Genomic DNA, 14,234 nt, shown 5'->3' with positions numbered 1-14,234 from the left:
GGCCGCGGCGCGCCCGAGGCCGGTCAGCCGTTCGGCGGTGCCGGTGAGCGCGGGTGCGCCGCCCTCCAGGCGGGCGCGGGCGTAGGCGAGCTGGACGGGGTTCAGGTCGATCGCGGTGACCTCGTACCCGGCCGCGGCGAGGGCGGCGGCGGTGTCGCCGGCGGAGGCGATGCAGAGCACCCGGGCGCCGGGCGGCGGGAAGACGGAGAGTTCGACGGCCGGGTCCTCGTACATCCGGCCGAAGAGCACCCGGGGGCGGCCGGCGGGGCCGGCGGTCAGACGGCCGTCCTGCCACGGCGTGCCGTCGGCGGGGGCGGGGCGGGCGGCGGGGGAGCGGTTCACCGGGCCACCGCCCACTGCGGTGCGCGGTCCGCGGGGCGCCGGGCGGCGACCAGCCAGATCAGCGCGAGGAAGGCGATGTCCTGGACGACCAGCCGGCCGGGCTCGGGGATGTGGTCGGCGCCGACGAGCAGTCCGCCGGTGTTGAAGCCGGCCACCAGGACGGTCTGCACGACCGCGGCGGCGTACGGGCGGTGTCCGAGCAGCACCCAGAGGCCGAGCGCGACCTCGGCCAGTCCGATGGCGAGCAGCAGCGGCGTGACCGCGCCGGCCGGCAGCAGCGGCAGCCCCTCGACGATGGCGCGCTGGTCCGCCCGGCCGGGGAAGACCTTGCACCAGAAGCCCTCGTACCACCACATCAGTGCGACCGCGGCGGCCGGGAGACGGGTTCTTCCGATGTCGGCCACGATCCCCCCTCTCCTCCCCCCGCCGCCGGTGCGCAGGGCACGGCGGCGCCGGCCCGGGCGAGTCCCGGACCTCGATGCGAGGATCATGCCGCAGAATTTGAACGCGTTCAACTGGGTGCGCGGGCGGTCGGTTCGTAGCTTCCTCCAAGCCGCGGCGGCAGGCCGTCGCGGCGGCTTGTGTGGATCTTCAAGGTTTGCGTGTGGACTGGCCTTCACCCCGGGGTATCGATGAACATTGACGGTTGGGTGCGGGGCGCCCGAGTGCGCCCGCCGGCCCTGCCGCAACCGCACCCGTGGTGTACCTACCGCCCAGCCAGAGAGCCCTTTCATGCGTTTCCTGAACGACCTCAAGCCCGCGTACGACCTCACGTACGACGATGTCTTCATGGTCCCCAGCCGCTCCGCCGTGGGCTCCCGGCAGGGTGTCGACCTCTCCTCCCACGACGGCACCGGCACCACCATCCCGCTGGTGGTGGCGAACATGACCGCCATCGCCGGCCGCCGGATGGCCGAGACGGTGGCCCGCCGCGGCGGCCTGGTCGCGATCCCGCAGGACATCCCGATCGAGGTCGTCACCGAGGTGATCGGCTGGGTCAAGGGCCGCCACCTGGTGCACGACACCGCGATCACCCTCAGCCCCGGCGACACCGTCGCCGACGCGCTCTCCCTGCTGCCCAAGCGCGCCCACGGCGCCCTCGTCGTGGTCGAGGACGGCAAGCCCGTCGGCGTCGTCACCGAGGGCGACTGCCAGGGCGTCGACCGCTTCACCAGCCTCGCCGAGGTGATGTCCCGCGACCTGCTGCTGCTGGACGAGGGCATCGAGCCGCGCGCCGCCTTCGACCGCCTCAACGAGGCGCACCGCAAGCTCGCCCCGGTGGTCGCCGCCGACGGCAGCCTCGTCGGCCTGCTCACCCGCCGCAACGCGCTGCGCGCCACCCTCTACACCCCGGCCGTCGACGCCGACGGCAAGCTGCGGATCGCCGCCACCGTCGGCATCAACGGCGACGTCGCGGGCCGCGCCAAGGCGCTGCTCGAGGCCGGCGCGGACGTGCTGGTCGTCGACACCGCGCACGGCCACCAGGAGTCGATGATCAGCGCCCTGCAGGCCGTCCGCGGCCTCGACCCGCAGGTGCCGATCGTGGCCGGCAACGTGGTCGCCGCCGACGGCGTCCGCGACCTCGTCGCGGCGGGCGCCGACATCCTCAAGGTCGGCGTCGGCCCCGGCGCCATGTGCACCACCCGGATGATGACCGGCGTCGGCCGGCCGCAGTTCTCCGCCGTCCTCGAGTGCGCCGAGGAGGCGCGCCGCCTCGGCAAGCACGTCTGGGCGGACGGCGGCGTCCGCCACCCGCGCGACGTCGCCATGGCGCTCGCCGCCGGCGCGTCCAACGTGATGATCGGCTCCTGGTTCGCCGGCACCTACGAGTCGCCCGGCGACCTGCAGACCACCGCCGACGGCCGCCAGTACAAGGAGAGCTTCGGCATGGCCTCCGCCCGTGCCGTGCGCAACCGGACGGCCGAGGAGTCCGCCTACGACCGCGCCCGCAAGGCGCTGTTCGAGGAGGGCATCTCCACCTCGCGGATGTTCCTCGACCCGGCCCGCCCGGGCGTCGAGGACCTCATCGACTCGATCGTCGCGGGCGTCCGCAGCTCCTGCACCTACGCCGGTGCCTCCAGCCTGGAGGAGTTCCACGAGAAGGCGATCATCGGCATCCAGAGCGCGGCCGGCTACGCCGAGGGCAAGCCGCTGCACTCCAGCTGGGCCTGACCGCTCCCGCGCCCGGGTGCGCCCCTGGGGTGCACCCGTGGTGCGTCACTCCACGGGGGTGAGCAGGGCCCGGCTGACCATGCCGACCGAGCGGGACAGCGCCGCGGCCACCGCGTCCTCCACCAGCGGGGAGTGCCGCAGCTCCCACAGCGCGAGCACGCTCGCCCACGCCGCGTCCCGGGCCCGGTCGATGCTCCACACCCCGACCACGTGCAGCAGCCGGTCGGCGGCGTGCAGCTCGTCCGGGCAGGGCAGCAGCTCCTCCCGCACCTCGGCCTCCACCTGCGCCAGCACGTCGTTGATCCGGTGGTAGTCCGCGCGGACGTCCTCCGGCTCCTGGCCGAGCAGCCGGCAGGTGTCGAGCACGGACAGCGGGAGGTCGTGCTCGATGTGCGCGTTCATCCCCGCCAGCGCGAACTGCAGCGGGTGGACGTCGGCCCGTCCGCGCAGCTCGAACAGCGGACGCCAGCAGTGCGCCGGGCGCCGCCCGCTCGCCGCGGCCTCCACCGCCTCCAGGTAGCGGGCCGCGAACACCGCGTCCAGCTCGGACATCCCGGCCGGGTCGGCGAAGTAGCCGTCCGAGAGCCGTTCGGCCACCAGCCGGGTCACCCGCAGGTACACGTGGTTGAACACCCCGACGCCGTCCCCGGCCGGGAACGTCGCCTGCAACCGCTCCATCCGGTCGATCACCTGGTCGACCGTCAGGGCCTCGCTGATCGTCATGGTGTGCGCAGCCTTCCGCATCGGGCCGGGCCGGTCATCCTGGCGGATCGTCTGATGGTAGGTCAGTGTGCGACGCATGCCCAGAAGCCACGCTCGGCGAGTCCCCGGAGCCCCGCGGAGGGGTGTCGGGCCGGAAGCCCTGCGGGAACGGCGTCCGGCTGGTAGATGTCTGGGAGGACGGGTCCGCACCCCGGGCCGTCCGCAGCCCTGGAGCGTGACGAGGGGACGGACGAGACCATGAGCCGCCTGATCGTGGCGATGCAGATCTCCATCGACGGCTGCGTCGACAGCAGCCTGCCGGACGCCGACTGGCAGCTGTGGAACTGGGGCCCCGACTGGCCCTGGAGCGCCGACCTCCGCGCGTCCTTCAACGGCCTGCTCGCGGGCGCCTCCGGCATCCTGCTCAGCCGGCCGATGGCCGACGAGGGGTACCTCGCGCACTGGGCGCGCACCGCGGAGCAGCACCCCGCAGACCCCGACTGGGAGTTCAGCCGGGCCACCGGCACCCTGCCGAAGTTCGTCGTCAGCCGCTCCGGCCGCTCGCTGCAGGACTGGCCCCGGACCACCGTGCTCAACGGCCCGCTCGCCGACACCGTGGCCCGCGCCAAGAAGGAGGCCGGCGGCGACCTGGTCTGCTTCGGCGGCGCAGGTCTGGTCTCGTCCCTGCTCCGCGACGACCTCGCCGACGAACTCCGGCTGTTCACCAACCCGGGCTTCGCCGGCACCGGCGCCCGCATCTTCGGCCCCTGGCTCGCCGGACGCCGCTACCGCGCCACCGGGTCGACCGCGCACGCCTGCGGCATCGCCGAGACCCGCTGGGTCCGGTAACGGCACACCGGGCCCGCTCGCTGTCGGCGCGAAGCCCTAGGACGTGTCTTCAAAGGCGTACGGATGCCATATGGGGGCGCGTGGGGGCACCTCACGGCCGAAGGCCGGGGGAGAACTGCGCATCCGGGATCGGTGCTCCTGACCGATCCGGCTCACCCTGGTCCGGACGGTGGCACGCATCCGGATTGCGCAGTTCCGCCCCCAGCCTTCGGCCGGGAGGTGCCCCCAGCGCCCCTGTGCGGCATCCGTGCGCTTTGAAGAACCGCCCTAAGGCCCCGGTCGTAGGGCCAAGGGCCCCGGGGGCACCGGGCCGGCGGCCGATCCGGGCGGGCCCGGTGCGGGACGAGAGTGGGGGCATGGACACCGCCGCTGCACCGGCAGCCACCGACAGCCCGCAGACCCCGCCCGTCGCCGTCGTCACCGGAGCCTCCCGGGGGCTCGGCCTGGAACTCGCCCGCGCCCTCGCCCGGGACGGCTGGCAGCTGGTGATCACCGCCCGGAACACCGCCGAACTCGCCGCCGCCGAGGCCGAACTCGCCGCCGTCACCAAGGTCGCCGCCCCGGCCGGCTCCGTCGTCGACGACGACCACCGCGAACGCCTCGTCGAGGCCGCGGAGGCCCTCGGCGGAGCCTCCCTGCTCGTCAACAACGCCTCCACCCTGACCGGCTACGACCTCGACGGCGCATCGCTGCCCACCCTCGCCGGCTTCCCGCTGCCCGGCCTGCTGGAGACCTTCGAGGTCAACGTGCTCGGCCCGATCGCCCTCACCCAGCTGCTGCTGCCCCAGCTGCGCGACCACCGCGGCGCCGTCCTCAACATCAGCTCGGACGCGGCCGTCGAGGCCTACCCCGGCTGGGGCGGGTACGGCGCCTCGAAGGCGGCCCTCGACCACGCCTCCGCGGTGCTCGCCACCGAGGAGCCGGCCGTCGCCGTCTGGGCCGTCGACCCGGGGGACATGCGCACCCGGATGCACCAGGAGGCCTTCCCCGGCGAGGACATCTCCGACCGGCCGCTGCCCGCCACCGTCGTCCCCGCGCTGCTCGGCCTGCTCCGGGACCGCCCCGCCGCCGGCCGCTACCGCGCGGCCGACCTGCCCGCCGCCGGACCGACCGCTGCCGGACCGACCGCCGCCGACGCGCCCGCCGTCGCCGCCCGGACCGCCGCCGACGCCCCGACCCCGGCCGGTGAGTGAGATGGCGACCGCCGTGGACACCGGCTACGACTTCACCGTCCCGCCCGAACTCTCCGCCCGGGCACCCGCCGAGGCCCGCGGCCTGACCCGGGACGGCGTCCGCCTCCTGGTCGGCCGCCGACAGGGCACCGCCACCTCCCACCACCGCTTCACCGAGCTGCCCGACCTGCTGCGCCCCGGCGACCTGCTGGTGGTGAACAACTCGGCCACCCTGCCCGCCGCACTCACCGGCGCACTCCCGGACGGCACCGAGGTCGCCGTGCACCTCTCCTCCGCCCAGCCGGACCCGCGCGGCCACCACCTCGTCGAGCTGCGCCGACCCACCGCACACGCCACCGCCCCCTGGGAACCGGGTACTTCGCCCGCCCGGCCCGGCCTTCGGGTCACCCTGCCGGGCGGTGCCGTCGCCGAACTCACCGCGCCGTTCACCCCGCGGCTCTGGCACGCCCGGCTCACCCTGCCCGGCGAACTCACCGGCTACCTCGCCCGGCACGGCCGCGCCGTCCGGTACGGCTACGTGGACCGCGACTGGCCGATCGAGGCGTACCAGACGGTCTTCGCGGCCGTGCCCGGCAGCAGCGAAATGCCCAGCGCCGCCCGACCGTTCACCACGGAGACGGTGGCCCGGCTGGTCTCCCGCGGGATCCTCGTCGCGCCGATCACCCTGCACACCGGCGTGGCCTCCCCGGAGGCGCACGAAGCCCCGTACGCCGAGCGGTACTCCGTCCCGGAGTCCACGGCCCGGCTGGTCAACCACGTCCGTACCGGGGGCGGCCGGGTGATCGCGGTGGGCACCACCGCCGTCCGCGCCCTCGAGTCCGCCGCGGACCGGGACGGGCGGGTCCATGCCGCCGACGGCTGGACCGACCTCGTCATCACCCCCGAACGCGGTGTCCGCGCCGTCGACGGCCTGCTGACCGGCCTCCACGAGCCGCGCGCCTCCCACCTCCTCATGCTGGAGGCCGTGGCCGGCCGCCCCCTGCTCACCCGCTGCTACGCGGAGGCCCTCGACCAGCGCTACCTCTGGCACGAGTTCGGCGACGTCAACCTGCTGCTCCCCGACTGAGCGGGTCCGTCCCGGGCGCCGCGCAATCCGGTGGTGTGGGCCCGGTCCGCGCTGCGACGATGCGGGCCGACGGGAAGGACGACGTGCGGTTCGAAGAAGTCGTGTGGGCGCGGCGGCGAGACATCCCGCTCAGGTATGCGCTGGTCAGCGAGGAGTGGGACGGCGAGCAGACGCTCTGGACGCCGTGCGCCGACATGGACGGGCTGTTCGTGGACCGGGTGCCCCGGCGCGAGACCCTGACCCTGGTCGGATGCCGTCCGACCGGCCGGCTGCTGAAGGCGGCCGACCGCGCGCGGCGCGAACCGGTCGAGCTGGGCCACCTGTTCGTCCCGGTGGAATTCCCGGACGACCACCCGGACGCGTGGGACGGCTGGTGGGTGCACTACTGGGACTTGGAAGAGGCCGTCGTGGTGGGCAGCCGTCCGTCCGCGCTGGGCCCCGGTCTGTTCGACCTGGTGCTGGAGGCCGAGGTCATCGGCCCGACGACCCCGACCGGCAGGACCGGTGCCGTCGGTGAGCCGGAGTCGGCGGAGATCGGGATCCACAACGGCACCGGCAGCCGGATCGGCGAGTGCCGTCGGATCGAGGGCCTCTACACCGAGCGGCCGGAGCCGGAGCCGGAACCGCTCCGGCTGGTGGGCTGCGAGCCCACCGACCGGCTGCTCGCCCGGCTCGTCCACCCGCGGGCGGACGGTGACCGGCTCGACCTCCTCGTCCTGGACCGTACGGGCCGGCCGATCCGCACCGAGGAGAACCTCCACCTGCAGATCGCCGGTGCACGGCCGTCCCGGCTCGGGGGCGCCCTGATCGACGTCGACGTCACCGTGCGCGCGGGGCTCGGCCACCGGCCGGCCGGCGCCGCCCGACCGGTCTGGGACGCCTGGTACGAGGGCGTCCCGCGCGAGCGGAACGCCTGGGCGGGCCTCCCGACCGCCGCCAGGGAGGAGTGGCTGCGGTTCACCACCGGCACCTCGGGCGAGGTGCCCGTCGGCGGCACCTGCCACCTGGACGGCAGGTTCGTCACCGACGTCCCCGGCTTCCGCTGCGCGCTGGGCGAGGCGGTCGGCGGACCTGGCCGCCACCTGCACCAGTGCTGGGGGGTGCTGCTGGGCTGCCCCTGCGGCGGCGAGGACGTCCGGGGTCCGTTCACCCTGGTCTGGCACGACGCGGACACGGCCCGCCGGGCCCTCGCGGGCGTCAGCGTCGACCCGGCGGGCGAACTCCCCTACGTCGAGCACGTGGTGCGCTTCCTGGAGGAGACGGGCATCACCGTCGTCCTGCGCTGACAGCGGGTCCGCCGGCCGGGCGGCCGTCGTGCGCTCAGTCGAGGTCGGCGGGCACCGCCACGAGCGGGCAGCGGGCGCGGTGCAGCAGTCCGTGCGGGACGGAGCCGAGGCGCAGGCCGGTGAAGCCGCCGCGGCCGCGGCGGCCGACGACCAGGGCGAGCGCGTTCTCGGAGGCCGCGGCGAGCTGCTCGACGGGGTGGCCGGTGAGCACCTCGTGGGTGAGCCGGACGTCGGGGTGCAGGGCGGTGCGGCCGGCGGTGACCTCGTGGAGCTGTCGGCGGATCTCCTGGATCGCGGTGGCCTTGTCGATCGGCAGGATGGTCGGCGCCTGCCACACCCAGACGGCGCGCAGCTCCGCCCCGCGCCGGGCCGCCGCGTCGAAGGCGAAGTCGATGGCCGCGCCGGAGCCGGCGCTGCCGTCCACGCCGACGACGACGTACGGCGGCTCCTCGGTGACCTGCTCCTCACCGCGGACGATCACCACCGGGCACGGCGCCTGGGCGGTGACCGGCAGGATGACCGAGTAGGTGCTGAGCACCGCCTCGATCCGGGAGAGCCCGCGGGTGCCGAGGACGACCATCTCGGCGCTGGCGGCCCGCCGGCAGATCACCTGGCCGGGTTGCCCGTCGGCGAGGACGATGCTGATGTCGAGCCCCGAGTACCGTTCCTCGACGGCGAGCCGGGCCTCGCCGAGCGCCGCCTCGCCGGCCTCGTGCATCGCGGTGCGGTAGTGGCCCTCGTCGAAGCCGCGGTAGTCGCGGCTGCTCGGCGGTACGGCGTGGACGAGCCGTAGCGGCAGCCCCCGGCGGACGGCCTCGTCGGCGGCCCAGGCGAGCGCGGCCGATGCCGGGTCCCCGGCGTCGACGCCGACCACGACCGGGCGGCTTCCCACGGCTGACGTCATGGCTCCTCCAGCGGTGTCCGGAGCAGGAACGGCGGCGGCCGGCCGTGCTGCACGGCGTCCGACGTGCGGCGACGGGAAGGGGCTACCCGCTTCTCGCGGATCCTGATTGCGCGGTGCACGGTTTTGGCCGCTACCCCGCGTCTTCCTGGGGCCCTTCCCGTCCCCCTCAGTCCACCACCACCTCCGGGTTTGCGCGAGCCGCCACGCCCTGTGACCGCCGTAGATGCACCGGCGTAGCCTGGCGGGCATGGAGGAGGAGCCGTTCGGCGGGCACGGGGAGCAGCGGCCGGGCCCGGAGGAGCAGGGCGGTGAGCCGGCCTGCCTGCTGGCGCTGCTCTGCCCGTCCTGCGACGCGGTGCCGGAGCCGGCCGGCAGCGCCCGCTGCTGGCGCTGCGGCGCGGACCTGCGCCGACGCGCCGAACCCGCGGAAGGCGCCGCGCCCGGCACGTAGCGGCTTCAGGCTGCCGTGATCTCCTGCAGGAAGGCCTCGACCGCGTGGAGGTAGGCCTCCGGGCGGTCCATGCTCGGCAGGTGGGCGGCGTCGTCGAGGGTGGTGGTGCGGCCGTCGGGGACGGCGGCGGCGAGGTCCTCGGCGAGCGCGATCAGGTCGGGGGAGTCGAGTGCGCCGTTGAGCGCCAGGACGGGCACGGCGATCTCCTTGGCGCGGGCGGCGGTGTCGGCGACGGACACGCTGTGGTCCTGCTCGTCGGCGGTGTGCTTGGCGAGGGTGCGCCAGGCCATCTCCTTCACCCGGCGGACGACCTCCGGGTCGACCCGGTCGAGGCCGCGGTGCGGGCCGGCGGCGATCAGGGCGAAGGCGTCGACCCAGCCGGCGATGTCTCCGGCGGCCATGGCGGCGGCCTTCTCGGCCTCCAGGTCCAGCAGCCACGGGTCGCGGGGTTCGCGCAGGGCGGTGCCGCCGCCGCTGATCACCAGGGCGCGCACCAGGTCCGGGTGCTCCAGGGCGGTGTCGACGGCGATGATCGCGCCCATCGAGGTGCCGACCAGGACGGCCGGGCCGGTGTCGAGCCCGCGCAGCAGGGCGGCGAGGTCGTCGGTCTGGCGGAACGGCAGGGTGGCGTTGGCGGACCGGCCGTGGCCGCGGGCGTCCGGTGCGATCACCCGGTGGCGGCGGGCGAGGGCGGGCACCAGCTCGTCGAACATGGTGTGGTCCAGGAAGCCCGCGTGGAGCAGGACGACGGGCAGACCGCTGCCGGTGTCGCGGTAGGCGAGGAGGCCGTCGTGGGAGGGGAAGGTGGCGAGGTCCGAAGCATCAGTCATGACAACCAAGGTGCCATATTCCATGAAGGATGACAACCAAGTTGTCATTTTCCTGGATCGATACGGCACCCGAGGTGTCATGATGGCCGCGTGACCGAGACCGAGCCCCCGCAGCCGCAGCCCGGCGAGCCCGACGACATCGCCCCGCACCTCATGGAGGTGTTCGCCCTGGTGGGCCCGCTCTACCGGCGGGTCCAGCGCAAGATCGAGCAGGACGCCCCGCAGCAGGGTCTGTCGGTCGGCGTCCGCGCCGTCCTCGACCTGCTCCGCGAGCACGGGCCGATGACCGTCCCGCAGATGGGCCGCGCCCAGTCGCTGAGCCGGCAGTTCGTCCAGCGCATGGTCAACGACGCCGCCGCCCGGAACCTCGTCGCGACCGCCCCCAACCCGGCCCACCAGCGGTCCTCGCTGATCCGGCTGACGGACGACGGCCTCGCCGCCATCACCGCCGTGACCGACCGCGAGCACGCGCTGCTCCGCCAGGCCGGCGGCGACCTCACCGAGGCGGACGTCGCGACCTGCGTCCGGGTGCTCGCCCGGATGCTCGCGCTCTTCGACGACGTCGACGTCGACTGAGGCCGGCGGCCCGGCCCCCGCGGTCCGGACGGAAAACCGCTCGCCCGGCCGGTGCCCGACCGCCTAGCGTGCGCCGGATGCACACCGTGGAGGATGCACACCGTGGAGGGGGAGCGATGACGATCCATCTGGTCGGCGGCGGCCGCGACGAGGCGTGGTACGCGGAGCTGTACGGGCCGTTCCTGGCCGAGGCCGGGGCGCAGCCCGAGGTGGCCTGCCTGCTGCTCGACGAGGGCGACGTGCCCGAGCAGTTCGAGCGCTGGTCCGGCGCGCTCACCGCGGCGGCGCCCTGCCGGCCCCGCGCGGTGCCCGTGGTGCCGGGCGCGGCGTTCGACCCGGCCGTGCTCGACGGCGCGGACGCCGTCTTCGTCGGCGGCGGGCTCACCCCCGAGTACGCCTCGGCGCTGGCCGGGCCGCTCGGCCGCCGGCTGGCCGAACACCCGCTGCCGTACGCCGGGTTCTCGGCCGGCGCGGCGATCGCGGCCGGGCGCGCGGTGGTCGGCGGCTGGCTGTCCGGGGGCGTGCCCGTCTGCCCCGAGGAGACCGCCGAGGACCTGGACGAGATCGAGGTCCGCGACGGCCTCGGCCTGATCGCCCCGGCCGTCGACGTGCACGCCGCCCAGTGGGGCACCCTCGGCCGGCTGGTCGAGGCGGTCGCCCGCGGCGCCGTGCCCTACGGCCTGGCGATCGACGAGAACACCGCCGTGACCGTGCGGGGCGCGGGCGCCCGGGTGCGCGGCGCGGGCCGGGTGCACCTCGTCCGCCCGGACGGCGGCGGGGCCGCCGCCGTCCGTTCCTACCGCGCGGGCGAGGAGCTGCCGCTCTGACCGCTCCGCTCCGCGGCGGCGCGGGTCACTCGTAGCGGTACCGGAGGGACTCCCGTTCCGCCTGCTCGATCTGGTCCAGGGTCAGTTCCGGGTCCCGCAGGTGGGAGAGGGTGACCTGGGCCGAGGTCGGCTGGGCGTCCTTGCCGAGCCACTGCTCCGGCTTCCACGCGGAGCCGCGCAGGAACGCCTTCGGGCAGTGCCCGTACACCTCCTCGACCTCCACCACGATCGCGCTCCGCGGCGGCTTGCCGACCGCGGTCAGCTGTGCCAGCAGGCGCTCGTCGGTGGTGACGCAGGCCCGGCCGTTGACCCGCAGCGTGGTGTCCCGGCCGGGCACCACGAAGAGCAGGCCGACCCGTCCGGTGGTCACGACGTTCTGCAGGCTGTCCAGGCGCTTGTTGCCGGTGGCGTCGGGGATCGCCAGCGTCCGGTCGTCCAGCACGGCCACGAACCCGGCCGGGCCGCCGCGCGGCGACACGTCGCAACGGCCTTCCCCGTCCGCGCTCGCCACCATCACCAGCGACGAGCAGCCGATCAACTGCCGGGCCACGTCGTGGATCCGGTCGACCTGCTTGCGGCGGGCGTGGTCGCCGGGCTGCTCGTACACCTCACGCAGCTCGGACACCTCCCGGACGGCGGAGGACTGCAGGGCGTCGAAGAGGCGGCCGGGCGCCGCGGGTTCTGTGATCACATACCGGAAATCTAGCCGAGTGCCGTCCGCCGCGGAACGGCATTTCCGGCACTGCGCCCGGCAGTCCCTCAGCCCTCCGCCGGCCCCGCGGCACCCGGCGGCGCGATCAGCGCCCACACCGTCTTGCCGGCACCCCCGCCCGCCGCCTGCGGCAGCCAGCCCCAGGCCGCGGCGAGCGCGCCGACGATCTCCAACCCGCGCCCGCCCTCCGGGAACTCCTCCGCGATCCGCGGCACCTCGCCCGGCCCGCACCCGCCGTCCGGGTCGGACACCTCCAGCAGCAGGCCCGGCGTGCCGTAGCGGAGACGGAACTGCACCCGGCCGCCGCGGCAGCGGGCGTGCACCACCGCGTTGGTGGCGAGTTCGGACAGCACCAGAGCGCCGTCCCCGGTGAAGTGCCCGGCGGTGCGCGCGTCCCACGGCTCGCAGACCGCCATCAGGTCGCGCAGCCGCCGCCGTGCCTCGCGCACCGAGTCCCGGCGTCTCGGCAGCCAGAACTCCAGCCGCCCGCCGAAGCCGTCCGCCCCGCCCGTCGTCGCGAAGGGCGGCCGCTCGGCGGCGGGACGGGCGGGGACGTCGTGCATCACGGCTCCAACGGTCACGGTCCGGGGCGATCTGCGCCGGCCCGTCACAAGACTCGTCCCGCGGCGATACGCTCGGTAGTGCTCGGCGCTCAACAACGGGCGCTGTAGGCCGGGGGAGGACGCCGATGGCACCGACGCGAGACCTGGACCCTTCGTCGTCCGTGCTCGGCTTCTTCGGGTCGGAGCTGCGCCGCTTCCGCGAGGCCTCCGGGCTCACCCAGGACCGGCTCGGCGAGGTCGTGAACTACACCGGCTCGCTCGTCGGGCTGGTCGAGACGGCCCGGCGCAAACCCTCCCGGGAGTTCACCGAACGCTGCGACGCGGCGCTGGGCACCGACGGCGCGCTGGCCCGCATCTGGCCGCTGCTCGGCCGGCCGGCCTTCCCGTCGTGGTTCCGCGGCTTCGTGGAGCTGGAGTCCACCGCGACCTCCGTCGCCACCTACCAGGCCCAGGTCGTGCCGGGGCTGCTGCAGACCGAGGAGTACGCCTGGGCCGTGATCCGCAAGGGCCGCACCGGCGAACCGGACGAGGTCGTCGCCGAGTTGGTCGCCGCCCGGATGAGCCGCCAGACCATCCTGGACGGGCCCACCCCGCCACTGCTGTGGGTCGTGCTGGACGAGGCGGTGCTGCGGCGCCCGGTGGGCGGCCCGGCCGTGATGCGGCACCAACTGGAACGGTTGTTGGACGTGGCCCGCAGCCCGCGGGTCGTGATGCAGGTGCTGCCCTTCGCGGCCGGCGCGCACACCGCCCTGGACGGCTCGATGACCCTTCTGTCGTTCACGCAGGGGCCGGACGTGGCCCACCTGGAGGGGCCCTACTCGGGCCAACTCATCGACCGTCCGGAGGATGTGGCGCGCTACACACTGGCGTACCATCACCTGCGCGCTGACGCCCTGTCGCCGGACGCTTCGTTGACCGCCGTCGAGACGGCGATGGAGGAGGTCTACACCCCATGAACGGACTCGATCTGTCGGCCGCGGTCTGGCGGAAGTCGAGCTTCAGCGGAGGCTCGGGCGGCGAGTGCGTCGAGGTCGCGGACGGCTTCGACGGGATGGTCCCGGTGCGGGACAGCAAGGACCCGGCCGGGCCGGCGCTGGTCTTCGGAGCCGCCGCGTGGCAGGCCTTCGTCGACGCGGTCAGATCCGGCGAACTCGCATGACGGTGCCCGGCGCCGTCCTGTGCGACCTGGACGGTGTGATCAGGTTCTTCGACCACGCCGAGGTGACCCGGCTGGAGCGGGCGGCCGGACTGCCGCCGGGCAGCACCGCCCGGGCGGCGTTCGGGCCCGGGGTCGCGGAGCCGCTCGTCCTCGGCGGGCTCACCCGGGCGCAGTGGCGGGAGGCGATCGGCGCCGCGCTCACCGCGAGCGTCTCCGAGGACGAGGCCCGGGCGCTGGCCGGGGCCTTCACCACCACACCCCAGTCGGCCGACCCCGAGGTCGTCGACCTGCTCCGCCGGGCCCGCGCGAGCTGCCCGGTGCTGCTCGTCACCAACGCCACCGTCTGGCTGGACGAGGACCTCGCCGCACTCGGCCTCACCGGCCTCGCGGACGGCGTGGTGAACAGCGCCGAGGTCGGCTCGGCCAAGCCGGACACCCGGATCTACGAGATCGCCGCCGACCGCGCCGGGGTCGCCCCCGAGCGGTGCCTGTTCGTCGACGACCGCGCGGAGAACGTCGCCGCGGCCGCCGCCCTGGGCATGGCGGGCCTGCACTACCGCACCCCGGCCGACCTGCGCGCCGCGCTGGCCGGCCGGCTGCCC

At 75.0% G+C, this 14,234-nt stretch carries 18 protein-coding genes; 11 read left to right on the top strand and 7 right to left on the bottom strand.

Going from position 1 to position 14,234, the window contains the following annotated elements:
• Together ABZ641_RS12800 and ABZ641_RS12795 are read right to left on the bottom strand one after the other, a co-directional pair.
• A partial coding sequence (locus tag ABZ641_RS12800) for a DUF3419 family protein (RefSeq protein WP_359981332.1) occupies window positions 1-342 on the bottom strand: 342 nt, incomplete at its 3' end.
• Window positions 339-746, bottom strand: coding sequence for a DoxX-like family protein (locus tag ABZ641_RS12795; protein ID WP_344628511.1), 408 nt, complete (start codon window positions 744-746; stop codon window positions 339-341). The genes ABZ641_RS12800 and ABZ641_RS12795, both read right to left, overlap by 4 nt.
• Before the next feature lie 328 nt (window positions 747-1,074).
• Here ABZ641_RS12795 and ABZ641_RS12790 point away from each other — a divergent pair, with 328 nt between their 5' ends.
• Window positions 1,075-2,514, top strand: a complete 1,440-nt coding sequence (locus tag ABZ641_RS12790; RefSeq protein WP_359981329.1) for a GuaB1 family IMP dehydrogenase-related protein — start codon at window positions 1,075-1,077, stop codon at window positions 2,512-2,514.
• Between the two features lie 45 nt (window positions 2,515-2,559).
• Here the strand turns inward: ABZ641_RS12790 and ABZ641_RS12785 are convergent, their stop codons facing one another.
• Window positions 2,560-3,237, bottom strand: a complete 678-nt coding sequence (locus ABZ641_RS12785) for a DUF5995 family protein (RefSeq protein ID WP_344628513.1) — start codon at window positions 3,235-3,237, stop codon at window positions 2,560-2,562.
• Window positions 3,238-3,474: 237 nt separating this feature from the next.
• Between ABZ641_RS12785 and ABZ641_RS12780 the strand changes: the two genes are divergently transcribed.
• From ABZ641_RS12780 to ABZ641_RS12765, 4 genes are all read left to right on the top strand, one after another.
• Window positions 3,475-4,065: a dihydrofolate reductase family protein gene (locus ABZ641_RS12780; RefSeq protein ID WP_359981327.1), complete on the top strand. Its 591-nt coding sequence runs from the start codon at window positions 3,475-3,477 to the stop codon at window positions 4,063-4,065.
• A gap of 356 nt (window positions 4,066-4,421) precedes the next feature.
• Window positions 4,422-5,258 (top strand): SDR family oxidoreductase, encoded by an 837-nt coding sequence (locus ABZ641_RS12775; protein WP_359981324.1) that lies wholly within the window; start codon window positions 4,422-4,424, stop codon window positions 5,256-5,258.
• 1 nt (window position 5,259) lies between these two features.
• Entirely contained in the window at window positions 5,260-6,324 is a 1,065-nt protein-coding gene (locus tag ABZ641_RS12770) for an S-adenosylmethionine:tRNA ribosyltransferase-isomerase (protein ID WP_359981322.1), read from the top strand.
• 59 nt (window positions 6,325-6,383) lie between these two features.
• Entirely contained in the window at window positions 6,384-7,610 is a 1,227-nt protein-coding gene (locus ABZ641_RS12765) for a hypothetical protein (RefSeq protein ID WP_359981320.1), read from the top strand.
• Window positions 7,611-7,644: 34 nt separating this feature from the next.
• Here the strand turns inward: ABZ641_RS12765 and ABZ641_RS12760 are convergent, their stop codons facing one another.
• On the bottom strand, window positions 7,645-8,514 hold the full coding sequence (locus ABZ641_RS12760) for a universal stress protein (protein WP_359981317.1): 870 nt from the start codon (window positions 8,512-8,514) through the stop codon (window positions 7,645-7,647).
• A 247-nt stretch (window positions 8,515-8,761) separates the two neighbouring features.
• Between ABZ641_RS12760 and ABZ641_RS12755 the strand changes: the two genes are divergently transcribed.
• Window positions 8,762-8,965 (top strand): hypothetical protein, encoded by a 204-nt coding sequence (locus ABZ641_RS12755; protein ID WP_344628141.1) that lies wholly within the window; start codon window positions 8,762-8,764, stop codon window positions 8,963-8,965.
• Window positions 8,966-8,970: 5 nt separating this feature from the next.
• Here ABZ641_RS12755 and ABZ641_RS12750 read toward each other — a convergent pair whose 3' ends face one another.
• Window positions 8,971-9,795 carry an alpha/beta hydrolase gene (locus ABZ641_RS12750; protein ID WP_344628142.1) on the bottom strand — a complete coding sequence of 275 codons (825 nt, stop codon included), beginning with the start codon at window positions 9,793-9,795 and terminating at the stop codon, window positions 8,971-8,973.
• A gap of 153 nt (window positions 9,796-9,948) precedes the next feature.
• On the opposite strand from ABZ641_RS12750, the gene ABZ641_RS12745 reads away from it, so the two are divergent.
• Both ABZ641_RS12745 and ABZ641_RS12740 read left to right on the top strand, forming a co-directional pair.
• On the top strand, window positions 9,949-10,371 hold the full coding sequence (locus tag ABZ641_RS12745) for a MarR family transcriptional regulator (RefSeq protein WP_359981335.1): 423 nt from the start codon (window positions 9,949-9,951) through the stop codon (window positions 10,369-10,371).
• Between the two features lie 116 nt (window positions 10,372-10,487).
• Complete coding sequence (locus tag ABZ641_RS12740; RefSeq protein ID WP_359981314.1) at window positions 10,488-11,198, top strand: hypothetical protein; 711 nt, start codon at window positions 10,488-10,490, stop codon at window positions 11,196-11,198.
• A gap of 25 nt (window positions 11,199-11,223) precedes the next feature.
• Here the strand turns inward: ABZ641_RS12740 and ABZ641_RS12735 are convergent, their stop codons facing one another.
• The gene (locus ABZ641_RS12735) at window positions 11,224-11,889 is read right to left on the bottom strand and encodes an MSMEG_1061 family FMN-dependent PPOX-type flavoprotein (protein WP_359981311.1); all 666 of its coding nucleotides are present in this window, start codon (window positions 11,887-11,889) and stop codon (window positions 11,224-11,226) included.
• A 68-nt stretch (window positions 11,890-11,957) separates the two neighbouring features.
• A complete protein-coding gene (locus ABZ641_RS12730; protein WP_344628154.1) occupies window positions 11,958-12,473 on the bottom strand; it encodes an ATP-binding protein in 516 nt (171 codons plus the stop codon).
• 125 nt (window positions 12,474-12,598) lie between these two features.
• Here ABZ641_RS12730 and ABZ641_RS12725 point away from each other — a divergent pair, with 125 nt between their 5' ends.
• From ABZ641_RS12725 to ABZ641_RS12715, 3 genes are all read left to right on the top strand, one after another.
• Window positions 12,599-13,429 (top strand): helix-turn-helix transcriptional regulator, encoded by an 831-nt coding sequence (locus ABZ641_RS12725; protein ID WP_344628145.1) that lies wholly within the window; start codon window positions 12,599-12,601, stop codon window positions 13,427-13,429.
• Window positions 13,426-13,632, top strand: a complete 207-nt coding sequence (locus ABZ641_RS12720; protein WP_344628146.1) for a DUF397 domain-containing protein — start codon at window positions 13,426-13,428, stop codon at window positions 13,630-13,632. Before ABZ641_RS12725 ends, ABZ641_RS12720 begins: the two co-directional genes overlap by 4 nt.
• A partial coding sequence (locus tag ABZ641_RS12715) for an HAD-IA family hydrolase (protein WP_359981307.1) occupies window positions 13,629-14,234 on the top strand: 606 nt, incomplete at its 3' end. The genes ABZ641_RS12720 and ABZ641_RS12715, both read left to right, overlap by 4 nt.

It is taken from the genome of Kitasatospora sp. NPDC007106, from assembly GCF_040634455.1.
Lineage (GTDB): Bacteria > Actinomycetota > Actinomycetes > Streptomycetales > Streptomycetaceae > Kitasatospora > Kitasatospora arboriphila.
The sequence above is the reverse complement of the archived record's forward strand: the minus strand, read 5'-3'. Positions and strand labels throughout refer to the sequence as shown.